The sequence below is a fragment of the Roseateles sp. genome (genome assembly GCF_039929605.1).
In the GTDB taxonomy this organism is placed as follows: Bacteria; Pseudomonadota; Gammaproteobacteria; order Burkholderiales; family Burkholderiaceae_C; genus Pelomonas.
The window spans coordinates 52,772-75,194 of the sequence record NZ_JBDSQX010000133.1 but is presented as its reverse complement, the minus strand read 5'-3'; the positions used below and the strand labels follow the sequence as shown (position 1 = coordinate 75,194).

Annotated in this window: 20 protein-coding genes and 6 tRNA genes; 22 read left to right on the top strand and 4 right to left on the bottom strand. The window is 66.0% G+C overall.

Features of this window, described 5'->3' with window-relative positions; genetic code table 11:
- Nucleotides 1–49: 49 nt before the first annotated feature.
- Nucleotides 50–820: an IclR family transcriptional regulator gene (locus ABIS05_RS18260; protein WP_348012037.1), complete on the bottom strand. Its 771-nt coding sequence runs from the start codon at nucleotides 818–820 to the stop codon at nucleotides 50–52.
- A 76-nt stretch (nucleotides 821–896) separates the two neighbouring features.
- On the opposite strand from ABIS05_RS18260, the gene ABIS05_RS18255 reads away from it, so the two are divergent.
- On the top strand, nucleotides 897–1,967 hold the full coding sequence (locus ABIS05_RS18255) for a TIGR03790 family protein (RefSeq protein WP_348012036.1): 1,071 nt from the start codon (nucleotides 897–899) through the stop codon (nucleotides 1,965–1,967).
- Here ABIS05_RS18255 and hpnE read toward each other — a convergent pair.
- The 3 genes from hpnE to hpnC are packed head-to-tail and all read right to left on the bottom strand — an operon-like array spanning nucleotide 1,895 to nucleotide 4,861.
- The gene (hpnE, locus tag ABIS05_RS18250; RefSeq protein WP_348012035.1) at nucleotides 1,895–3,181 is read right to left on the bottom strand and encodes a hydroxysqualene dehydroxylase HpnE; all 1,287 of its coding nucleotides are present in this window, start codon (nucleotides 3,179–3,181) and stop codon (nucleotides 1,895–1,897) included. The two genes, ABIS05_RS18255 and hpnE, sit on opposite strands and share 73 nt — an antisense overlap.
- Nucleotides 3,178–4,026 (bottom strand): presqualene diphosphate synthase HpnD, encoded by an 849-nt coding sequence (gene hpnD / locus ABIS05_RS18245; protein ID WP_348012034.1) that lies wholly within the window; start codon nucleotides 4,024–4,026, stop codon nucleotides 3,178–3,180. The genes hpnE and hpnD overlap by 4 nt, the downstream gene beginning before the upstream one ends.
- A gap of 10 nt (nucleotides 4,027–4,036) precedes the next feature.
- Nucleotides 4,037–4,861, bottom strand: a complete 825-nt coding sequence (gene hpnC / locus ABIS05_RS18240) for a squalene synthase HpnC (protein ID WP_348012033.1) — start codon at nucleotides 4,859–4,861, stop codon at nucleotides 4,037–4,039.
- A 117-nt stretch (nucleotides 4,862–4,978) separates the two neighbouring features.
- Between hpnC and ABIS05_RS18235 the strand changes: the two genes are divergently transcribed.
- From ABIS05_RS18235 to ABIS05_RS18135, 21 genes are all read left to right on the top strand, one after another.
- Nucleotides 4,979–6,109, top strand: coding sequence for an efflux RND transporter periplasmic adaptor subunit (locus ABIS05_RS18235; RefSeq protein ID WP_348012032.1), 1,131 nt, complete (start codon nucleotides 4,979–4,981; stop codon nucleotides 6,107–6,109).
- A gap of 13 nt (nucleotides 6,110–6,122) precedes the next feature.
- Nucleotides 6,123–9,308 (top strand): efflux RND transporter permease subunit, encoded by a 3,186-nt coding sequence (locus ABIS05_RS18230; protein ID WP_348012031.1) that lies wholly within the window; start codon nucleotides 6,123–6,125, stop codon nucleotides 9,306–9,308.
- 139 nt (nucleotides 9,309–9,447) lie between these two features.
- Nucleotides 9,448–9,534 (top strand) — tRNA-Leu (locus ABIS05_RS18225).
- Nucleotides 9,535–9,565: 31 nt separating this feature from the next.
- Nucleotides 9,566–10,879, top strand: coding sequence for a trigger factor (tig, locus tag ABIS05_RS18220; protein ID WP_348012030.1), 1,314 nt, complete (start codon nucleotides 9,566–9,568; stop codon nucleotides 10,877–10,879).
- A 110-nt stretch (nucleotides 10,880–10,989) separates the two neighbouring features.
- Entirely contained in the window at nucleotides 10,990–11,598 is a 609-nt protein-coding gene (gene clpP, locus ABIS05_RS18215; RefSeq protein WP_348012029.1) for an ATP-dependent Clp endopeptidase proteolytic subunit ClpP, read from the top strand.
- A 132-nt stretch (nucleotides 11,599–11,730) separates the two neighbouring features.
- A complete protein-coding gene (gene clpX, locus ABIS05_RS18210) occupies nucleotides 11,731–12,999 on the top strand; it encodes an ATP-dependent Clp protease ATP-binding subunit ClpX (RefSeq protein ID WP_348012028.1) in 1,269 nt (422 codons plus the stop codon).
- 70 nt (nucleotides 13,000–13,069) lie between these two features.
- Nucleotides 13,070–15,487, top strand: coding sequence for an endopeptidase La (gene lon, locus ABIS05_RS18205; protein ID WP_348012027.1), 2,418 nt, complete (start codon nucleotides 13,070–13,072; stop codon nucleotides 15,485–15,487).
- A 76-nt stretch (nucleotides 15,488–15,563) separates the two neighbouring features.
- Nucleotides 15,564–15,639 (top strand) — tRNA-Gly (locus tag ABIS05_RS18200).
- An 87-nt stretch (nucleotides 15,640–15,726) separates the two neighbouring features.
- Nucleotides 15,727–15,800: transfer RNA gene (locus ABIS05_RS18195), tRNA-Cys, on the top strand.
- A 12-nt stretch (nucleotides 15,801–15,812) separates the two neighbouring features.
- Nucleotides 15,813–15,888, top strand: a tRNA-Gly gene (locus ABIS05_RS18190).
- 40 nt (nucleotides 15,889–15,928) lie between these two features.
- A tRNA-Gly gene (locus ABIS05_RS18185) sits at nucleotides 15,929–16,004 on the top strand.
- 68 nt (nucleotides 16,005–16,072) lie between these two features.
- A tRNA-Leu gene (locus tag ABIS05_RS18180) sits at nucleotides 16,073–16,160 on the top strand.
- Nucleotides 16,161–16,346: 186 nt separating this feature from the next.
- The gene (locus ABIS05_RS18175; protein ID WP_348012026.1) at nucleotides 16,347–17,597 is read left to right on the top strand and encodes a phage integrase central domain-containing protein; all 1,251 of its coding nucleotides are present in this window, start codon (nucleotides 16,347–16,349) and stop codon (nucleotides 17,595–17,597) included.
- 48 nt (nucleotides 17,598–17,645) lie between these two features.
- Nucleotides 17,646–18,278, top strand: a complete 633-nt coding sequence (locus tag ABIS05_RS18170; protein WP_348012025.1) for a hypothetical protein — start codon at nucleotides 17,646–17,648, stop codon at nucleotides 18,276–18,278.
- 100 nt (nucleotides 18,279–18,378) lie between these two features.
- Nucleotides 18,379–18,624 (top strand): hypothetical protein, encoded by a 246-nt coding sequence (locus tag ABIS05_RS18165; protein ID WP_348012024.1) that lies wholly within the window; start codon nucleotides 18,379–18,381, stop codon nucleotides 18,622–18,624.
- Entirely contained in the window at nucleotides 18,624–18,890 is a 267-nt protein-coding gene (locus tag ABIS05_RS18160; protein ID WP_348012023.1) for a hypothetical protein, read from the top strand. The genes ABIS05_RS18165 and ABIS05_RS18160 overlap by 1 nt, the downstream gene beginning before the upstream one ends.
- On the top strand, nucleotides 18,887–19,156 hold the full coding sequence (locus tag ABIS05_RS18155; RefSeq protein ID WP_348012022.1) for a hypothetical protein: 270 nt from the start codon (nucleotides 18,887–18,889) through the stop codon (nucleotides 19,154–19,156). The genes ABIS05_RS18160 and ABIS05_RS18155 overlap by 4 nt, the downstream gene beginning before the upstream one ends.
- Nucleotides 19,156–20,139 (top strand): hypothetical protein, encoded by a 984-nt coding sequence (locus ABIS05_RS18150; protein WP_348012021.1) that lies wholly within the window; start codon nucleotides 19,156–19,158, stop codon nucleotides 20,137–20,139. The genes ABIS05_RS18155 and ABIS05_RS18150 overlap by 1 nt, the downstream gene beginning before the upstream one ends.
- On the top strand, nucleotides 20,136–20,975 hold the full coding sequence (locus tag ABIS05_RS18145; RefSeq protein ID WP_348012020.1) for a hypothetical protein: 840 nt from the start codon (nucleotides 20,136–20,138) through the stop codon (nucleotides 20,973–20,975). Before ABIS05_RS18150 ends, ABIS05_RS18145 begins: the two co-directional genes overlap by 4 nt.
- Before the next feature lie 40 nt (nucleotides 20,976–21,015).
- Nucleotides 21,016–21,945, top strand: a complete 930-nt coding sequence (locus ABIS05_RS18140) for a helix-turn-helix transcriptional regulator (protein WP_348012019.1) — start codon at nucleotides 21,016–21,018, stop codon at nucleotides 21,943–21,945.
- Between the two features lie 186 nt (nucleotides 21,946–22,131).
- Entirely contained in the window at nucleotides 22,132–22,350 is a 219-nt protein-coding gene (locus ABIS05_RS18135; protein WP_348012018.1) for a helix-turn-helix domain-containing protein, read from the top strand.
- The last annotated feature ends 73 nt before the right edge of the window (nucleotides 22,351–22,423 follow it).

Here is a 22,423-nt window from a genome sequence, read left to right as displayed (position 1 = left end):
TTCTGAACCCCATGCGAAGCGGCGCCTCGGCGCCGTTTTTGTTTTCGCGCTAGGCCCGATGTCCGAGCGACGCCGAAATCTGCACCGCCGTTTCCTTTAAACGCACCACCCAGCTTTCCTCCAGCCGGTCGGCCGGCGCCGAGATGGACAGGCCGGCCACCAGCTTGGCTTGGTCGTCGTAGATGCCGGCGGCCATGCAGCGCACGCCCAGTTCCAGCTCTTCGTCGTCGCGCGCAATGCCGCGCTGGCGCACCGTCGCCAGTTCGCGCTCCAGCGCGCCCACTTCGGTGAGGCTGTTGCGTGTGTGGCCGGCCAGACCGGTGCGCGCGGCATAGGCGCGCACGCGGGTGCTGTCGTCGCTCGCCAGGAAGAGCTTGCCCACCGACGTCAGATGCAGCGGCGCGCGGCCGCCGACGGCGCGGACGACCTGCATGCCCGAGCGTTCGGAGTAGGTGCGTTCGATGTAGACGATCTCGTCGCCCTGGCGCACGGATAGGTTGACCGGCTGGTGGGTGAACTTGTGTAGCTCGCGCATGGCGGGCAGGGCGGCGTCCCGAACGTCCAGCCGCGCCTTGACGAGATTGCCCATTTCCAGCATGCGCATGCCGAGGCGATAACTGCCGGCTTCGGGCCGGTCGACGTAACGGCCCATCGTCAGGTCATTGAGAATGCGGTGGGCCGTGGAGGGATGCAGGCCGGTGGCCTCGGAAAGCGCCTTCAGCGAGACCGGGTCCTGGTGGCTGGCGAGCACGTCCAGCAACGAGAACATGCGCCCCAGCACCTGGATGGCCGGGGTCTGCTGCGCCTCTTTGGATTTCATGGCTTCATTGTGGGGGAGATTGCCTGTGTTTTGTATGGCGAAAGCGGTGTTCAGCAGGTGGCAAGCCCTAGGAATATTGCTGTGCCTTTGCGTCACGGCGGCCCAGGCGGCTGAACCGCCGACGGCGGCGCGTTGGAGCCGCATACCCAAGCTGTATGGCCGCATCACAGCCAATGAGCTGGGCCTGGTCATCAACACCGCCGATCCGTATTCCGTCACCGTGGGCGAGCACTACGCCCGGCGGCGCGGCATCCCAGAGGCGCAGATCGTGCGGGTGCAGCTGCCTCATCGCGCCAGCTTGACGCGCGCAGAGTTCACCGCGTTGGACCAGGCCATCCGCAGCCAGATGCCCGAGAACGTCAACGGCCTGGCGCTGGCCTGGGTACAGCCCTATGCGGTGGACTGCAACTCGCTGACCAGCGCGCTGGGCATGGGCCTGCAGCCCGATGTCTGCGCCCACAGCTGCGCGGCAACGCGCGCCAGCCCCTACGCGAATTACTTCGGCGCGAAGCCGTGGATCGTGCTGGGCCTGCGCCCGGCAATGCAGTTGGCGGCGCGCTCCGTGCCGGCGGCGCTGGCCATGATCGAGCGCGGCATTGCGTCCGACCACACGCTGGCTGCCGGCGCACCCGAGCCGGCCGTCGCCTACCTGGCCGCCACGCCCGACAGCAACCGCAACGTGCGCGAGCGCCTGTTCCCGCCCGCCGGCCCGGTGCCTGGCGTGGCCGGTTTCGAGGTCGCGCGGGTGCGCAGCGACGCGCTGCCGGCCATGCGCCGCACGCTGATCTACGAAACCGGCCTGGCCCGCGTGCCCACGCCCTTGGGTGGCGAGTGGCTGCCCGGCGCACTGGCCGACCATCTGACGTCTTATGGCGGCCAACTCGACAAGCCGGCGGGCGAGGGGCAGATGAACATCCTCGACTGGATCGACGCGGGCGCGACGGCCAGCTACGGAACAGTCAGCGAGCCCTGCAACCATGTGCAGAAGTTCCCCCACCCGCAGGTGCTGATCCAGGCCTATGCCCAGGGTCTGAGCGCGCTGGAGGCCTACTGGCACAGCGTGGGCTGGCCGGCTCAGGGCGTGTTCGTGGGCGAGCCGTTGGCGGCGCCGTTCGCACCAGTCCCAGCGCCCGTGGCAACGCCCTGAGCGGCGGCGTGGCCCGAGCGCACGGCGCCTTCCAGCGTGGCGGGGTAGGGGCCGGCGATGTAGTCACCGGCCGCCCACAGGCCCGGTGCGATGAAGGCCGGAGGCCGGGCGAGACCGGGCGTGCAGGCGAAGGTGGCGCGTTTTTCGGTCAGCACCTTGTCGATGACGGGCGGCGTGGCCCAGCGCAGTTCGCGGGTCGCCTGGGCCAGCACGGCCTCGGCGCAGCCACCGCGTTCGACCCAGCTCGCAGCCCCGCTGACGACGAAGGCGAACCGCCCCGGCGTGCCGCCGAGTGCGCCATGGTCGAAGACGAACTGGGCCGGTGCGTCAGATCCTTCGCGCAGCGCCATCATGGGCGAGGGCAGGGCGCTGCCGGTGCTGTGCAGGTAGACCGTGATGATGGGCTCGAAGCCCAGGCCGTGGGCGACTGTGGACCAAGCGGGCGCGACGCCGGCGGTCAGCCGCGCGGCTTCGACGCTGGTGCAGGCGAGCACGACGGCGTCGAAGGCCTCGCCGTCGACGCGCCAGCCCGGCTCGATCTGCTTCACGCGAGCACCCAGGCGCAGCCGGTCCCCTAACCACGCCGTCGCAGGCCCGGCCAGCAGGTCGGACAGCGGCCGACGTGGCAGCAAAAGGTCGGCGCTGCCAGCACCGCTGAAGAGAGCGTCTTTCAGCACGCGCAGGAAGACGCGCGCGCTGGCCTGGGATGCCGGCGTGTTCAGCGCGGCCACGCACAGCGGCTCGACGAGGTCGCGCTTCACGACGACGGGCAGGCCGGCGCACAGTTCGGCGACGCTGAGGCTCGCGCCACAGCGGAAGCCGCGTGCGAGCCAGCCGCCGGCCGCTGCCAGCAGTCCGAACCGCGCGCTCAAGGGCCAGCCACTGTTGGCCAGCACGCCGCGCGCGAAGGCGATCAGCGGCGGTCCCGGCGGCAGGCGCAGCCCGGGCTCGGCGGGGTAGGGCAGGGCCAGCGGCAGGCGTTTCAGCACCTGTTCGGGGGCGACACCCAGGCGACGCATCAGCGTGAGGCTGTCGCGATAGGCGCCGATAAGGATGTGCTGGCCGTTGTCGTAGGGCGGCTCTCCCGCGACGCTGCGCGCCCGGCCGCCTAGCTGCGGTGCCATCTCGAACACGGCGATGTCGTGGCCCGCATCCGCCAGCGCAACCGCCGCCGCGATGCCGGCCCAGCCGCCGCCGACGACGGCCGCCTTCACCGCCCTCGCCAGTTCGTCTTCATCGCGATCCAGAGCTTGCGCAGCGGCGTCAGCGCGATGCGCTGGTGCAGCACCTGGAAGTTCTCGCGCTCGATCTCCACCAGCAACGCTCGGTAGATATTGGCCATCATCAGCCCGGGCTTTTGCGCGCTGCGGTCGGTCTCGGGCAGCAGGGCGACGGCCTCGTCGTAGATGCGATGCGCGCGCTCGGCCTGGAACTTCATCAGCGCCGTGAAGCGGTCCGAGTAGCCCCAGGGCTTGCTGCGCAGCAGGATGTCGCTGGCCTTGACGCCGAACTGCTGCAACTCGTTCACCGGCAGGTAGATGCGGCCGCGTCGCGCGTCGTCGCCGACGTCGCGAATGATGTTGGTCAGCTGCATCGCCAGGCCCAGCTTGTGGGCGTACTCAATGGTCTGCGGCTCGGTGCGGCCGAAGATGCCGCTGGCGACTTCGCCGACGACGCCGGCCACCAGGTGGCAGTAGCGCTGCAGGCCGGGAAAGTCGAGATAGCGCGTCTGCTGCAGGTCCATCTCGCAGCCTTCAATGACGGCGAGCAGGTGCTCCAGCCGGATGTCGTAGGTTGCGGTGTGCGGCATCAGCGCCTTCATGGCCGGGTGGCTGGGTTGGCCGGCGAAGGCACTGGCCGCCTCCTTGCGCCACCAGGCCAGCTTGGTCGCGGCCACACCCGCGTCCTGCGTCTCGTCGACGACGTCGTCCACCTCGCGGCAGAAGGCGTAGAAGGCCGTGATCGCCGCGCGGCGCGGTGGCGGCAGGAAGAGGAAGGCGTAGTAGAAGCTGGAGCCGCTGGCGGCGGCTTTTTCTTGGACGTATTGCTCGGGAGTCACGAATCGGGGCTCAGGATGTGGCGCGCATTGTCAGCGCACGCCAGGCCAGGCGCGGGACATCTCCCGCCGTGACGGCCGGGCGGCGCAGCAGGCTGTCGTGGCCGCCGGCGGTGATCTTGTCGAGGATGAGCAGGCCGCCCTGCACGACCAGGCGCAGCTCCAATCCTGCCCGACCGCGCAGCGTCAGGGCCAGCGGCGCGCCTTCGAGCATCAGCTCGCGCGCCCAGTTGCAAAGATCGCGAATCAGTGTGCGGGCGGCCGCGCTGTCCTGGCAGGCCAGCACCTCGTCGGCCGACACGCCGTGGCGCTCCAGGTCGGCTTGCGGCACGTAGAGCCGGGCGTTGGGCCCGTCGCGGGTGAAGTCCTGCCAGAAGTTGATGAGCTGCAGCGCCGAGCAGATCGCGTCCGAGCGGCGCAGCGAGGCCGCGTCGTTCACGCCGTACAAGCCCAGTAGCAGCCGCCCGACCGGGTTGGCCGAGCGCCGGCAGTAGTCCAGCAGGTGCGCCCGGTCGCGGTAGCGCGGCGGGGTCAGGTCCTGCTCGAAGGCGTCGAGCAGGTCATGCAGCAGGGGGGGCTGCAGGCGGTGAAGTTCGCGCCGCAGTGGCAAGAAGACCTGGGGCCATCGGGCGGAGGGCGCCTGGTCGGCGGCGACGGCGGCGAGGTCCGCACGGTAGTCGCGCAGCGCCTGAACCCGCTCTGCCGTCGTCACATCACCTTCGTCCGCGAGGTCGTCCGCCGTGCGGGCGAAGTGGTAGATGGCCACCACCGCCGGCCGCAGCGCCGGCGGGCACAGCACCGACGCGACAGGAAAGTTTTCGTAGTGTTCGACGCTCATCCGTTCTTGATGCCCGAGTTGTCAATGAGGTTTGACAGTTGTCACCAGGCCTGAATACATTACTGACCCGCCGGTCATTAAAGTTTGGGGCCGGCCGCTCACTCTGCCGAGGTCTGCATGCCCCATCTCTCGCGTCTCGCGCCGTCCCTGCTGGGGCTGGTACTGCTTACGGCCCTGATGTCGGGATGCAGCAAGCAAGCTGCCGCTCCCGAGCCGGTGCGGGCCGTGCGCACCCAGCTCGTTAGCGCGGGCGTCGCGAGCGCCAGCCATGAGTATGCGGCCGAGGTGAAGCCTCGCACCGAGTCGCGCCTGTCCTTCCGCGTCAACGGCAAGCTGCTGAGCCGCTCGGTCAACCTGGGCGACACGGTCAAGGCAGGCCAGGTGCTGGCCCGCATCGACGGGCAGGACCTGAAGCTGGCCGAAGTGGCCGCCGCAGCCGGTGTTGCCGCTGCGCGCACGAATCGCGACCAGATGGGGGCCGACTACAAGCGCTTCGTCGATCTGCAGCGTCAGGGCTTCATCAGCGCGGCCGAACTGGAGCGGCGTGACTCCGCCTTCAAGGCTTCGCAGGCGCAACTCGATCAGGCCAAGGCACAGGCCGACGTGCAGGGCAATCAATCCGGCTACGCGCAGTTGGTGGCCGATGGCGCAGGCGTCGTCACGGGCGTCGACGCCGAACCTGGCCAGGTGCTGGCCGCAGGCACGCCGGTCGTGCGAATTGCGATGGCCGGCCCGCGAGACATCGTTTTCTCGGTGCCTGAGGACCAGATCGGCCGCTTGAAGGCGGCGGCTGGCCGAGCCGGCGCGCTGAAGGTGCGGCTGTGGGGCAGCGACAAGACGTATCCGCTGACGTTGCGCGAGGTGTCCGCCGCAGCCGACCCGGTCACTCGCACCTTCCTGATCAAGGCCGATTCCGGCAAGCTGGACGTGAAGCTCGGCCAGTCCGCCACCGTCGAGCTGGATCTGCCGGAGACGGACGGTGTTATCAAGCTGCCGCTGTCGGCCGTGCTTCAGCAGGCAGGCAAGACCTCGGTCTGGGTGCTCGACGGCCCGTCGATGACGGTCAAGCCGGTGCCCGTGCAAGTGGGTGGCGCAGACGGCAACGCCGTCGTCATTGCCGGCGGGCTGAGTGCTGGCCAGGAGGTCGTCGTCGCCGGCGTGCACGTGCTGGCGCCCGGGCAGAAGGTCAAGCGCTACGTGCCACCGCGCACGACCGCTACCGTGCCTGCCCCTGCGGCCTCCCGCTGAGCCGAGGCTACGCATGAACATCCCCCCGAACAAGGCCGAGCTGGGCGAAGGCTTCAACGTCTCGCGCTGGGCGCTGGAGCACCCCGCCCTGACGCGCTACCTGATGGTGGTGCTGATGCTGATGGGCTTCGCGGCCTATTTCCAGCTCGGCCAGGACGAAGACCCGCCGTTTACCTTCCGCGTCATGGTCATCCAGGCCTATTGGCCCGGCGCCACGGCAGAGCAGATCGCCGACCAGGTCACCGACAAGATCGAGAAGACGCTGCAGGAGGTCAACTACGCGGACAAGATCCGCTCGTCCACCAAGCCTGGCGAGTCGATCACCGTCTTCGAGCTCAAGGACAGCACGCCGCCCAAGGAGGTGGCGGACGTCTGGTACCAGGTGCGCAAGAAGCTTGGCGACATGCGCGCCACGCTGCCGCAGGGCGTCATCGGTCCCCTGTTCAATGATGAGTTCGGTGACGTCTACGGCTCCATCTACGCGCTGTCCGCTGACGGCTTCAGTCGCGAGGAGCTGCGCGAGCACGCCGACCGCGTGCGCCAGACGCTGTTGCAGGTCAAGGACGTGGCCAAGGTCGAGATCTTCGGCATCCAGCCGGAGAAGCTCTTCGTCGAGATCTCGCAGAAGCGCCTCGCCCAGCTGGGCCTGGACTTCACGCAGGTCATCAACCAGATCGGCGCGCAGAACGCGGTCGAGGGCGCGGGCGTGATGAACGCAGGCAGCGCCAACTTCCAGATCCGCGTGCAGGGTCAGTTCACGACGGCCCAGGCGCTGGCCGAAGTGCCCATCCGCGCCATCAATCCGCAGACCGGCGTGGCCAGCCAGCTGCGCCTGGGTGACATCGCCACCATCCAGCGCGGCTACGTCGACCCGCCCACCACCAAGGTGCGCCACCAGGGCAAGGATGTGCTCGCGCTAGGTGTGTCCATGGCCAAGGGCGGCGACATCATTGCGATGGGCAAGGCCTTGGCTGTGGCAACCCACGCCATCGAGCGCGACCTGCCGGCCGGCATCCTGCTCGAGCGCGTTCAGGACCAGCCCAAGGCCGTGACGACCTCGGTCAGCGAGTTCGTGCATGTGCTCATCGAGGCCGTCGTCATCGTGTTGGCCGTCAGCTTCATCGCGCTGGGCCTGCACACGCGGCCGCTGCGAATCGACATCTGGCCCGGCCTCGTCGTCGGCATCACCATCCCGCTGGTGCTCGCCATCACTTTCGTGGCGATGTTCTATTGGGGCGTGGGCCTGCACAAGATCTCGCTGGGCTCGTTGATCATCGCGCTCGGCCTGCTGGTGGACGACGCCATCATTGCGGTCGAGATGATGGTGCGCAAGCTCGAAGAGGGCTACGACAAGATGCACGCCGCCACCTTCGCCTACGACGTGACGGCCATGCCCATGCTGACGGGCACGCTGATCACGGCCGTGGGCTTCCTGCCCATCGGCCTGGCGAAATCGGTGACCGGTGAATACACCTTCGCCATCTTTGCCGTGACGGCCGCTGCGCTGGTCATCTCCTGGGCCGTCTCGGTGTATTTCGTGCCCTACCTCGGCGCACTGTTGTTGAAGACCAAACATGTGGCCGAGGGCGAGGGGCATGAACTCTTCGACACGCCGTTCTACAACCGCTTCCGCAGCCTGGTGCGCTGGTGCGTGGAGAATCGCTGGAAGACCATCGCCATCACGCTGCTGGTGTTTGGGCTGGGCATCTTCGGCATGGGCCGGGTGCAGCAGCAGTTCTTCCCGGACTCCAGCCGACCCGAGGTGCTGGTGGACCTCTCGCTGCCCGAGGGCTCGACGATTCAGGAGACCGAGGCGCTGGCCAAGCGTTTTGAAGCCCGCATGCTGAAGGAGCCCGGCATAGCGACGGTGACGAGCTGGATAGGCGCTGGCGTGCCGCGCTTTTACCTGCCGCTGGACACGATCTTCCCGGCGTCCAACGTGACGCAGTCCATCCTGCTGCCCAAGGGCCTGGCCGAACGCGAGGAGTTGCGCAAGCGCCTGCCGACCCTGCTGGCCGAGGAGTTCCCCGAGGCGCGCGGCCGCGTGAAGCTGCTGCCCAACGGGCCGCCGGTGTCTTATCCGGTGCAGTTCCGTGTCACCGGTGCCGACCCCAAGATCGTGCGCGACTGGGCCGACAAGGCCAAGGACATCCTGCGCGCCAGCCCCAACATGCGCGGCGTCAATGACAACTGGAACGAGAACGTCAAGACGCTGAAGCTGAATATCGACCAGGACAAGGCGCGGGCGCTGGGCGTCACCAGCCAGAGCCTGGCGCAGTCGGCACGCACGCTGCTGTCGGGCAGCGTCATCGGCCAGTACCGCGAGGCCGACAAGCTCATCGACATCGTGCTGCGCCAGCCCGAGGACGAGCGCTCGGTCATCACCGACATCGCCAACGCCTACGTGCCGACGACCTCCGGCCGTGCCATCCCCTTGGCGCAGATCGCCAAGATCGAGTTCGCCTGGGAGCCCGGCGTGATGTGGCGTGAAGGGCGCCTGTATGCCGTCACGGTGCAGGGCGACGTCGCCGAAGGCCTGCAAGGCGCGACGGTGACGAAGGAGGTCTGGCCCAAGCTGGCTGAATTGCAGAAGCAGATGCCCATCGGCTACAGCATCAAGATCGCCGGCGCGGTGGAGGAAAGCAGCAAGGGCCAGCGCTCGATCGCCGCCGGCGTGCCCGTCATGCTGTTCATCACCTTCACGCTGTTGATGCTGCAGTTGCAGAGCTTCAGCCGCGCGATGCTGGTCTTCCTGACCGGGCCTCTCGGCATCGCCGGCGTCGCCGCCGCACTGTTGCTGCTCAACCGGCCGTTCGGCTTCGTTGCGCTGCTCGGCGTGGTCGCGTTGATGGGCATGATCATGCGCAACTCCGTCATCCTGATCGACCAGATCGAGCAGGACCGCGCCCGTGGCTTGCCGGACTGGTCGGCCATCGTCGAGTCTGCCGTGCGGCGCTTCCGCCCCATCGTGTTGACGGCGGCGGCGGCGGTGCTCGCCATGATCCCGCTGTCCCGCAGCGTGTTCTGGGGGCCGATGGCCGTGGCCATCATGGGCGGCCTCATCGTCGCCACGGTGTTGACTCTGCTGGCCCTGCCGGCCATGTATGCCGCCTGGTTCCGCGTCGTGCGCCCGCGTGAAGAAGAGCACAGCCGCATGCACAGCGAGTTCGACGACACCGAAGTAGTCGAGCCAACGTAGCCGGCTTCCAGGGTTTTACCGTCCCGCGCCCCGGGGCGGTGGGCAGCCGGCGCGGCATCGCTACAATCGCCGGTTTGCCGAATCGCCTACGGGGTTGCCAGGTCATCTAACGGTGCAGGGGCAGCCCAACCCAAGAATCGCGCGGGTGGCGAAATTGGTAGACGCACCAGGTTTAGGTCCTGACGCCTTCACGGGCGTGCCGGTTCGAGTCCGGCCCCGCGCACCACTACTGTTCTTCAACTGTTCCCGAGTCCATCATGGCCGTCACCGTCGAAACCCTCGAAAAGCTGGAACGCCGCATCACTCTGCACGTGGCGGCCACTGACATCAACAGCGAAGTCGAAGCTCGCCTGAAGAAGCTGGCGCGCACCGTCAAGGCCGACGGCTTCCGCCCCGGCAAGGTGCCGATGAGCGTCGTCGCCCAGCGCTACGGCTATTCGGTGCAATACGAGGTCGTCAACGACAAGCTCGGCGCCGCGTTCAATACCGCCGCCAACGAAGCCCAGCTGCGCGTTGCCGGTGCTCCGCGCATCGAGCAGAAGGACCAGGCCCCTGAAGGCCAGATGGCCTTCGACGCCACCTTCGAGATCTACCCAGAAGTCAAGATCGGCGACCTGGCCGCAGCGGAAGTCGAGCGCGTCACCAGCGACGTGACCGAGGAAGCCATCGACAAGACCGTGGAGATCCTGCGCAAGCAACGCCGCAGCTTCGCCCAGCGCCCGGCGGCTGACGTCGCCGAGGCGGGCGACCGTGTCACCATCGACTTCGAAGGCAAGATCGATGGCGAGCCCTTCCAGGGCGGCAAGGCCGAAGGATTCCAGTTCCTGATTGGCGAAGGCCAGATGCTGGAAGCATTCGACGCTGCCGTGCGCGGCATGAAGGCCGGCGAGAGCAAGACCTTCCCGCTGCAGTTCCCCGAGGACTATCACGGCAAGGACGTGGCCGGCAAGGAAGCCGACTTCCTCGTCACCGTCAAGAAGATCGAAGCCCAGCACCTGCCCGAAGTGAACGAGGCGTTCGCCAAGGCCCTGGGCATCAAGGACGCTTCCGTCGAAGCCCTGCGCGCCGACATCAAGAAGAACCTTGAGCGCGAAGTGAAGTTCCGTGTGCTGGCCCGCAACAAGGGCGCCGTCATGGACGCGCTGGTGGCCGTCTCCGAACTCGATGTGCCTAACGCCCTGGTGCAGGGTGAAGCCGAACGCATGGTCGGCCAGGCCCGCGAGGACCTGAAGAAGCGCGGCGTCAAGGATGCCGACAAGGCCGAGATCCCCGCCGACATCTTCAAGCCGCAAGCCGAGCGCCGCGTGCGCCTGGGCCTGGTGGTCGCCGAGCTGGTGCGCTCCAACAACCTGCAGGCCAAGCCGGCCCAGTTGCAGGCGCACATCGAAGAGCTGTCGCAGAGCTATGAGAAGCCCGCTGAAGTCATGCGCTGGTACCTGAGCGACCGCGAGCGCATGGCCGAAGTCGAAGCCGTCGTTGTCGAGAACAACGTCACGGAATTCGTGCTCGCCAACGCCAAGGTCAGCGACAAGGCCCTGCCTTTCGACGAGCTGATGGCCGCCGGCAACTGATTTGCCCACACGCCCGGAAGGCGCCGCGCCGCGAGGCCCGGCGCCTTCTTTCTTGCGTGGCCATAATTCGTCCCCATGTCAGTCGACAACGCCAATTTCCAAGGATCTGAATGAGCGCGCTTGAAACCAGCAATCTGGGCATGGTGCCCATGGTCATCGAACAGTCGGGTCGCGGCGAGCGCGCGTACGACATCTACTCGCGCCTGCTGCGCGAGCGCATCATTTTCCTGGTCGGCCCGGTCAACGACGGCGTGGCCAACCTCGTCGTCGCCCAGCTGCTGTTCCTTGAGAGCGAGAACCCCGACAAGGAAATCTCGCTCTACATCAACAGCCCCGGCGGCAGCGTGTCGGCCGGCATGTCCATCTTTGACACCATTCAGTTCATCAAGCCCGAGGTCTCGACGCTCTGTATGGGCATGGCGGCCAGCATGGGCGCCTTCCTGCTTGCAGCCGGCGCCAAGGGCAAGCGCTTCTCGCTGCCCAACGCCAAGGTCATGATTCATCAGCCGCTGGGCGGTGCTCAGGGCCAGGCGACCGACATTGAAATCCATGCGCGTGAAATCCTGAAGACTCGCGACACGCTGAATCGCCTGCTGGCCGAGCGCACGGGCCAGACCCTGGAGAAAATCCAGGCCGACACCGAGCGCGACTATTTCATGTCCGCCGCCGAGGCCAAGGACTACGGCCTGATCGACCAGGTGCTGGAACACCGCCCCTGAGTCGTGAGGGGCTGTAACTGGCCCCCGGATTCGCAGCGAAATCGGGGCCCTTATCCCCGCAAGGGCCCCGAGATCGTTTGGACTATCATCATTCAGGCACCCGCCTGATCACTGGCATCCCCGAGCAGACCCATGGCCGACAAAAAAGGCACCTCCAGCGAAAAAGTTCTGTACTGCTCGTTCTGCGGCAAGAGCCAGCACGAGGTCAAGAAGCTGATCGCCGGTCCGTCGGTCTTCATCTGCGACGAGTGCATCGAACTCTGCAACGACATCGTCCGCGACGAGATTCCCGCGCCCGCGCCCGCCGCCCGCGCCGGCAAGTCCGACCTGCCCGTGCCGAGCGAGATCAAGGCCAGCCTCGACCAGTACGTCATCGGCCAGGACGTCGCCAAGCGCACCCTCGCCGTCGCCGTCTACAACCATTACAAGCGCCTGCGCCACATGGCGACGAGTAAGGACTCGGTCGAGCTGTCCAAGAGCAACATCCTGCTGATCGGCCCAACCGGCTCCGGCAAGACGCTGCTGGCACAGACGCTGGCCCGCCTGCTCAACGTGCCGTTCGTCATCGCCGACGCGACGACGCTGACCGAAGCCGGTTACGTCGGCGAGGACGTCGAGAACATCATCCAGAAGCTGCTGCAGAACTGCAATTACGACGTCGAGCGTGCGCAGCGCGGCATCGTCTACATCGACGAGATCGACAAGATCTCGCGCAAGGCCGATAACCCCTCCATCACGCGGGACGTGTCCGGCGAGGGCGTGCAGCAGGCGCTGCTCAAGCTCGTCGAAGGCACGATGGCTTCGGTGCCGCCGCAGGGCGGCCGCAAGCACCCCAACCAGGATTTCCTGCAGATCGACACGACCAACATCCTGTTCATCTGCGGTGGCGCTTTTGATGGCCTGGAAAAGGTCATCCAGAACCGCAGCGAGAAGTCCGGCATCGGCTTCGGCGCGACCGTGAAGAGCAAGTCCGACAAGCGCGTCGGCGAGGTCTTCCGCGAGTGCGAGCCCGAGGACATCATCAAGTTCGGCCTCATCCCCGAACTCGTCGGCCGCCTGCCCGTCGTCGCGACGTTGGGCGAACTGACGGAGGACGCGCTGGTGCAGATCCTGACCGAGCCCAAGAACGCGCTGCTGAAACAGTACCAGCAGCTGTTCCAGATGGACGGTGTGGAGCTTGAAATCCGCAAGCCGGCACTCGCCGCCATCGCCCGCAAGGCGCTGGCCCGCAAGACCGGCGCGCGCGGCCTGCGTTCCATCATGGAACAGTCGCTGATCGACACCATGTTCGACCTGCCCGCGCTTGATGGCGTCGAGAAGGTCGTGCTGGACGAGCACAACATCGAGGACACCTCGGCACGTCCCTTGCTGGTTTATCGCGAACAAAAAGCCAGCGCCTGAACCCCCACTAAGCCCTCAACTTGCAATCGCCCCCTCAGGCCGCACATCGGCCTGAGAAAGAGAGGTCTTCATGTCCGGACACCCCATCCTCCCCGCCGACCCCATCACGCTGCCGCTGCTGCCGCTGCGCGATGTTGTCGTCTTCCCGCACATGGTCATCCCGCTGTTCGTCGGGCGCCCCAAATCCATCAAGGCCTTGGAAGCCGCGATGGAGGCCGGCCGCCAGATCATGCTGGTCGCCCAGAAGGCCGCCGGCAAGGACGAGCCCAAGCCCGAAGACATGTTCGAGGTCGGCTGCGTCTCCAGCATCCTGCAGATGCTGAAGCTGCCCGACGGCACCGTGAAGGTGTTGGTCGAAGGCCTGCAACGTGCGACGACCCTGTCCATCACCGAGCCGGGCGAGCACTTCGTTGCCGAAGTCACGCCCATCCCGCCCGAGACCGAGCACGCGCCTGAAGTCGAGGCCCTGCGCCGCGCCGTCACGCAGCAGTTCGATCAATACGTCAAGCTAAATAAGAAGATCCCGCCCGAAATCCTCACGTCCATCGGCGGCATCGACGATCCGGGCCGCCTGGGTGACACCATCGCCGCCCATCTGCCGCTCAAGCTTGACGCCAAGCAGGCCGTGCTGGATCTAGCCGAAGTGGCCAAGCGCCTGGAGAAGCTGCTCGACCTGCTCGAGCATGAAGTCGACATCTTGCAGGTTGAAAAGCGCATCCGAGGCCGCGTCAAGCGCCAGATGGAAAAGAGCCAGCGCGAGTACTACCTGAACGAGCAGGTCAAGGCCATCCAGAAGGAACTCGGTGACGGCGAAGAAGGCGCCGACATGGAGGAGCTCGAGAAGAAGATCGTCGCGGCCCGCATGCCCAAGGAGGCACGCAAGAAGGCTGACGCCGAGCTGAAGAAGCTCAAGCTGATGTCGCCCATGTCCGCCGAGGCGACCGTGGTGCGCAACTACATCGACACCCTGGTCAACCTGCCCTGGAGCAAGAAGACCAAGATCAAGCATGACCTCAAGAACGCCGAGGACGTGCTGAACGAAGACCACTACGGCCTTGAGAAGGTCAAGGACCGCATCCTTGAATATCTCGCGGTGCAACAGCGCGTCGAGAAGGTCAAGGCACCCATCCTGTGCCTGGTCGGCCCCCCGGGCGTCGGCAAGACCTCGCTCGGCCAGAGCGTGGCGCGAGCCACCGGCCGCAAGTTCATCCGCATGGCGCTGGGCGGCGTGCGCGATGAAGCCGAGATCCGCGGCCACCGCCGCACTTACATCGGCTCCATGCCGGGCAAGGTGCTGCAGAGCCTGTCCAAGGTCGGCACGCGCAACCCGCTGTTCCTGCTCGACGAGATCGACAAGCTGGGCATGGATTTCCGCGGCGACCCCTCGTCGGCCCTGCTCGAAGTGCTGGACCCCGAGCAGAACCACACTTTCGGCGATCACTACGTCGAGGTCGACTTCGACCTGTCCGACGTGATGTTCGTGGCCACCTCCAACTCGATGAATATCCCGCCGGCCCTGCTGGACCGGATGGAAGTCATTCGCCTGTCGGGCTACACCGAGGACGAGAAGGTCAACATCGCGCAGACGTATCTGCTGCCCAAGCAACGCAAGAACAACGGCGTGCTGGACGAGGAGATGGACGTCACCGAGTCCGCCGTGCGCGGCATCATTCGCTACTACACCCGTGAAGCCGGTGTGCGCTCGCTTGAACGCGAGATGTCCAAGATCTGCCGCAAGGTGGTCAAGGGCGTTCAGCTCAAGACTTACGAGGGCAAGGTCACGGTCACCGAGGACAACCTCAACGACTTCCTCGGCGTGCGCAAGTACGACTTCGGTCGCGCCGAGAAGAAGAACCAGGTCGGCCAAGTCGTCGGCCTTGCATGGACCGAAGTGGGCGGCGATCTGCTGACCATCGAAGCCACCGCGATGCCGGGCAAGGGCAACATCATCCGTACCGGCTCGCTGGGCGACGTGATGAAGGAGTCCGTCGAGGCCGCACGCACCGTGGTGCGTTCACGCGCCCGTCGCTTGGGGCTGAAGGACGAGGTCTTCGAAAAGCGTGACGTGCACGTCCACGTGCCCGACGGGGCAACACCCAAGGACGGCCCGAGCGCCGGTGCTGCGATGACGACGGCCTTCGTGTCGGCGCTGACCGGCATCCCGGTGCGCGCCGATGTGGCGATGACCGGCGAAATCACGCTGCGCGGCGAGGTGACGGCGATTGGCGGTTTGAAGGAGAAGCTGCTCGCGGCTCACCGTGGTGGCATCAAGACCGTGATGATTCCGGAAGACAACGTCAAGGACCTGCAGGACATCCCCGAGAACGTGAAGAACCAGCTCGAGATCGTTCCGGTCCGCTGGATCGAGCACGTCCTTGAGGTCGCTCTGGAAACCATGCCCTTGCCGCTGCCGGACGAAGAAGTCGCCGTCGCGGCGGCCAAGCCGGAAGAGGCGGCGGCGGCCAAGAGCACGGTCGTGCCTCACTGAGTGCAGCCGGCTTGTCATCCGACCAAAAATCGGGTTACACTGCCGGCTTCGCTGAACGGGCAACTGTTCAGCAAATGCGGGATTAGCTCAGTTGGTAGAGCGATACCTTGCCAAGGTATAGGTCGAGAGTTCGAGTCTCTTATCCCGCTCCAGGTTTTTCAGGAATTTTTCCGAAAGGGAAGCCCAGGCTTCCCTTTTTCGTCAAAGCCGCGCCAAACGGTTTTGATAGGGTTTACGGCGGCGCGATAGCAAAGCGGTTATGCCCCGGATTGCAAATCCGGTTAGTCCGGTTCGACTCCGGATCGCGCCTCCACAAAAAGACACTGCGGGATTAGCTCAGTTGGTAGAGCGATACCTTGCCAAGGTATAGGTCGAGAGTTCGAGTCTCTTATCCCGCTCCAGTGTTTAACGCCACGATGTGCTGCAAGGCATGTCGGCGATGCGGGATTAGCTCAGTTGGTAGAGCGATACCTTGCCAAGGTATAGGTCGAGAGTTCGAGTCTCTTATCCCGCTCCACTCCTTACGGGAGATTCGTTGATCGAATCTCCCGTTTTCATTTGTGCGGGCTGGATAATTCGATAGCTGCGCGGGTGGCGAAATCGGTAAACGCAGCGGACTTAAAATCCGCCGCCCTCAACAGGCGTACGGGTTCAAGTCCCGTCCCGCGCACCACATCAGTGAATCAGGACTGCTCACAACGCCTCAGGCGCCTAGGTCAATCAACGGCTTAGGCACCTTTTTCGTGTCAGGTCCGCTCACAATGGCTCTTTACATCTCGGGGGAACAAGGGGAACATCCGGGGGAATAGATCACCATTCCCCCGCAGCGGGGCCAAACGTTCCCCCAAGGTGTTCCCCCATGCTGACCGACGCCGCCTGCCGCAACGCCAGTTGCCCGCCCGACAAGCCCCGTGCACGGCTCGCTGACGCGGGCGGCCTATACCTGGAGGTGGCCGCCACCGGATCGAAGCGCTGGTTCGTCAAGTATCGGTTCGGCGGCAAGGAAAAGCGGCTTGCCCTGGGCAACTACCCGGCGGTCAGCCTCAAGGAAGCCCGGGAAGGGCGCGAGAAGGCGCGAAAGAGCCGCGAGGAGGGCAGGGATCCCGTCCAGGCCCGTCGCGTCGCCAAGGTCGCTGCGATGGTCAACAGCGCGCAGACCTTTGAAGTCGTGGCGCGGGAGTTCCACGCCAGCCAGGCCAAGGGCTGGAGCGAAGGCCACGCGAAGCACTGGCTGCGCGCCGTCGAGAAGGATCTGTTCCCCTGGCTCGGCTCTGTTCCCCTGCCTGAAGTCACCGCTCCGCTGCTGTTGCAGACAATCCGCCGCGTTGAGGCGAGGGGCGCTACGCAGATGGCTCACGACTTGCGCGGCTCCGCTGGCCAGGTCTTCAAGTACGGCATCGCCACAGGACGCTGCACCAGCAACCCAGCCGGCGACCTGCGGGGCGCCTTAGTAGCCCACAACGTCAAGCACATGGCCGCCATCCTTGAGCCGGCGAAGGTGGGCGAGCTGCTGCGCGGCTTCGACAGCTATACCGGTCAGCCTGCCACGCGGGTGGCGCTGGTCCTGTCTGCCCTGCTCTTCCAGCGGCCGGGGAACATCCGCGCAATGGAGTGGGCCGAGGTAAACCTCGACGAGGGGCTGTGGACGATCCCGGCGGGCAAGATGAAGCGCACCATCCATGGCAAAGAGAATGGCCGGCCACACCTCGTGCCGCTTGCCTCGCAGGCCGTGGCGCTGCTGAAGGAACTGCAGCCGCTGACGGGGCATGGCCGCTACGCGTTCCCGTCGCTGCTGACCGGCGAACGCTGCATGAGCGAGAACACCGTCCGCACGGCGCTGCGCCGCCTGGGGTACGAGAACGGCGAGATGACACCGCACGGCTTTCGCGCGATGGCCCGCACGCTGATCATTGAGCGCCTGCCTGGCGTCTCGCCCGATGTCATTGAGGCCCAGCTCGCGCACGGCAAGTCCGGCCCGCTGGGCATGGCCTACGACCGCGCCGAGTTCATGGAGCAGCGCCGGGCGCTGATGAAGGCTTGGGCGGACTACCTGGACCAGCTCAAGGGCGGCGCCAAGGTGATCGAGTTCAAAGCGGCAGGACGCCATTGAAAATGCTGGCCTTAACGGTTGCCCTAACTGATTGACGCTTCAACGCACATGGATCACCCCGCCCGCTCGGCCATCAACAAGATCCTCAACGAGGATCAAGTTCGACAAGGAGACATTGCGAAGGCAGAGACCCTTTCAAGCACCGATATCAAAGCTCTGGCCGCGCCGCCTCTCGACCCGAACGACTTGTTGTCTCCCTTGCAGTTCAGTGCGCGTTTTTTTGGATTGGATGAGCGCAGCCGCTTTGTTTGGCCTAGCTGGGCCGCAGAGTTTGCGGAGAAGGTCGCCGATGCCGAAGCAAGCAAGTTGCTCATATCGCATGTGCAGTTGATCGCGCTCCTGACCCGCAAACTAGACCCAGCTCGAACAGGCGTAGTCGACGTCAGTGAAGCGCTGACACTGGCTGTCGAACGCTTTGGAAGCGAATCCGAGAAAGCCGGTGCTGTGCCGACGCAGCTGAAAAATGGGCGGCCGAGGCTGACGAGCGAGCAGCGGGATACGAATATCCTCGAAAAGCTTCGGCAGCGAGATATCGACCCGCTGAAGATGCCAAAGGCACCTCTCGGCAACAAGCCCTGGCCTCTCAGGGAATCGATAGGCGTTGAACTTGGCTACAGCCCGGAAATGATGTTGCGCGCATGGAAACGAATGCGCGCCGACGGGCGAATTAAGGACGCCTGACTTCGGGCGGCTACCCCGGGCAGAACTGGCCCGGTGCCCGGCCTTGTGGCGCCCAGGGTACGACCTTGAACATCGGTGCATGTCCATTCAAGACGCACCCATGAAGTCCACAACAACGACGGCGGCTCGCGGCAACGACCACAACCCGCAACCCCTCCAGGTCCTGCAACTCGAAGACGCGCTGCTGCGCATCAAGACGTTTGCCCAGGCAGCGGGCCTTTCGACTTCCACCGTCAACCGCAAGATCGCTGCGGGCGAACTGGCGGTCGTAAAGATGGGAAAGCGCTGCACGCGCATCCGCTCCTCCGAAGCCCGACGTTTCATCCAGGCCCAGGGCAACACGTAATGAACGGTAGCCAAACGCACAAGGGTCCGATCAGTACCCGTGCAGCACTGCCGCCGACCGCCGCTGCCAATGACGCTCGCGCCCGCGCCCGCTGCAGCGAACTGCTGGACGTGTTCATGACTTCGGGCGATCCGACCGTGCGTGTCGACGTTTTGGCCGCCCTGCTGAACGAGGCCGCGAGCGGTCCCCGGCCGTGGCATGCCTTGCGGGGCGTGGCTGAGGCACTCGCGCCCCTGGTCGCGATTGGCATGGAGCAGGAAGAGTGACCCCCCGCCTCAACGACCAAACCGCCGTGCCGACAGTGGCCGTCAACGCTGCCCACCCAAGCATCGCGTACTTCACCGGCGCCTACCCCGGTCAGGCCGTCGTCAAGGGTCGCCCGAACCGCCTTCGCCGCGCCGCGCATTACGCCCGTGCGGCCTACATCGCCGCTCAGAGCGGCAATGCGGCCCTCTCGGCGGCTTGGACGGCAGTGCTGAAGAAGCTGCCATTGGAGCTTGACGAGCTGGCCGAAGGCCGCGAGGGCGACTGATGGCACGCGCCCGCAATATCAAGCCGGCCATCATGGACAACGAGCAGCTTGCCGAGCTGCCGGCCCTGACGCGCCTGTTGTTCACGTACCTCTGGATGCTCGCCGACAGGGAGGGGCGGCTGGAGGACCGGCCGAAGCGCATCGCCGCCCAGGCACTGCCCTACGACCGCAGCGCCGACGCCGAGGAAATGCTGGCGGCCCTGCAGCGGGAAGGCTTCGTCCAGCGCTTCGACATGCACGGCAAGCGCATCATTCAGATCGTCAAGTTTCGCAAGCATCAGACCCCCCACGGCACCGAAAAGGACGGTGCACTCCCCGATGAGGATGGTCTGTACTGGGTGCACCAAAGGGGCAAGAACGGTTACGCAACAGGCGTCGTCGAGTTGAAGAACGAGGCGGGAACCGTCGTCAAACAGGTCAGCAACAAGGCTTTAACTGTTAAGGAACCTCCTGATACCGGATTCACTGATTTACTGATTCCTGATTCACCGATACCTGATACCGGATTGCCTGAACCTTCAGCGCCTGCGGCCCCGGCAGAAGCGTCCAAGTCCAAACGCCAGCGCGGCGATGCACGTCGGGCAAGCCTTGACACCATGATGGCCGATGGCGTGGCGGAGAAGGTCGCTGCGGACTGGCTCACGATCCGCAGGGAGAAAAATCTTCCCTGGACGAAGACCGCATGGGACGACACCAAAGCTGAGGCGGCCAAGGCCGGCATGACGCTCGACGAGGCGATCCACTACTCGGTCGTGCGCAGCCGGGGCGGCTTCCGTGCGGTATGGATCTCCTCGGATGCGCCGAGGGCGTCGAGCCTGGCGACCGGCCGAGTGCCCATGTCCGACGCAGCCCGTCAGGCCGCCAACGATGAATCAACGGCCGAGGCGTTGCGATTGTTGCTCGCACGGCGGGGTGGCGGCGAAGTCATCGAAGGCGTCGTGCGCGAGGTTCAGGGCCAGAAGCAGATCGGCGGTGGCGCATGACCATCGACGACTTCAAGGCCTTCTGCGAAGCGCTCGACGGCTACTGGGCCATGAAGGGCCAGGCGATGACGGCGGCCGGCCGGGCATCGTTCTTCGAGGTACTGCAGGACCACCCGCTTCTGGAAGTGCGTTATGGCCTGAAGGCCCATTTCAACGACCCCGAGCGCGGACGCTTCCTGCCAATGCCGGCGGACGTGGTTGCGCAGATCAAGAGGGTGGTCGCCGATGACGGCCGCCCCGGCCCCGAGGAGGCTTGGGCGCAGGCGTTCAAAGCGCTGGACGAGCGAGCCACTGTGGTCTGGACAGCCGAGGCCGCCGAGGCCTACGCCATCGCGTCGCCGGTGCTGCAGGCCGGCGATGAGGTTGGCGCCCGGATGGCGTTCCGTGAGGCCTACAACCGGTTGGTGGCCGAGGCGCGCGAGGTGAGGGCGCCGGTGCGCTGGGCCGCCACCATCGGTGACGACGACGAGCTGCGCGACCGAGTGCTTCTGCCGCATGTGCTGGCCGGCCGTCTCTCGGCGGACGAGCTGAAGCGGCCCGAGCTGGTCGAGCTGTCGCGCACCGGTGCCCCCGCTGGTCCGGCCCTGGGGCTTGACTCGCTGCTGGCGCTGCCTACCCCCGCCGACGCGAGCGCGGAGGCCGTGGCGGCCCGCGAGAAGGCCCGCGCGGCACTGGCCGCGACGCGAGCAGCGATCCAGGCGCGGCAGAGTGCACCGACGCCATCGGCCGTTGCCGCACAGGTCGACCGCGAGCGCGTGGAAATGCTCAAGGCCGAGTCCGCTGGAAAGCTGCGCGACTACATCGAAACGAGGCAGCTAACTCAGACCGCCGTCTGAATGGCCCGTCGTGCCCACTGACCGCCAACCAACTATCCTCATGAAGACCAACTCGCTCTCCTTGATCACCCCTCTCGCGCGTGCCGCAGCAATTGCGTGCTCCTCTAGCCCGGCCAAGATCGCATCCGCCGTGGCCGACCACCCAGCACCGTGCGTCGAGGCTGTTTCGCCAGGACTAGTCGACAACGAGCCACCCCAAACGAGCAGCACCGAACATGAGGCCGCCGCGCCGCTGGCAAGCATTGCCCGCCATCTTGGCCAGCAACTCCTCAGCGATCAGCCGGACAGGCACGCCTTAGCAGCCAACGACGAAGGTGGCGGCGACGGCGACGATGGTGGCGATGACGCCGAGCAGCTGCTCTCCGTCACTGCCGCCCCGACCGAGCGCAAAGCGGCTTTGCGTTGGATCATCGGCCGCCGTCTTCGCGCTGCCCGGTCGCTGCAGGGCCTTGACCAGACAAGCGCCGCCGAACTGCTGGGCTACGTCAGTTCCGCTCAGCTCTCGCAGCAGGAATCCGGCAAGCGCCTCGCACCCCTTGAGCGCATCGTTGCAGCGGCAGGTGCGTACGGCGTCACGACTGACTTCCTGCTGGGCTTGAGTGATGAGCCTGATCGCGACACGCATCGCGCGCTGCGCGCCGCCACGACGCGAGGCGTGCGCGGCATGCTCGAAGCGGCCACCGAAGGCGTCATAGGTCTCTTCGAAAGCCATGCGACGCTGATGGGACCGGCAGCGTCCAACCTGGCCGCGCTGGTCGACGCGGGCCAGGCGCTCCAGGACGCGATAGCGGTGCTGATGCGCTGCAACGGCGAGGCGTTCGAAGAGATGCGCGGCGGGGCAACCGTGGTGCGGCGCGCTGCCGACTTTGACCAACTGATCCAGAGCGCGCGGTGCCGACTCGTCGCCCATACGGAGTTCGGCGACGGCCTCCAGGCCCAGCTGAAGCGTGCGATGGCGACGCCGGCATAGCGCCGCTGTTCACTCGACCGTGGCACAGGCCCGCGTCCGGCAACTCGCGGGCGACGCGGGCCTGGAGCTGCCCACCAGCGCGCATCGGACTCAGTAGGCCCAGGGGCTCACAAAACCGGAAAAACGGCCATTGGCCGTGCACCGGGCGTCACGAAGATGACCGCAACACCACTACCGAGGTCAGCCATGCACAAACCAGCACCCGAGACCGCCGACGACGATCTGATGGATGCCGCGCAAGTCGCGGGGCTGTGCGGCGTGAAGGCGTCCACCGTTGCGCGATGGCGCTCGCGGGCACGGGCTCAGCCCCTGGCCTTCCACAAGATCGGCGGTCGCTGTCTCTACCGCCGAACCGACGTGCAGGCCTTCGTCGCAGCCGGCCGCCAGGTGCCGGTCAAGGCTTGACATGCGCTGGTTCATGACGGACCTCATCCAGCGGCACTTCGCCCGGTGCCCAGCGCCCCCAGCTGTCGCCGAG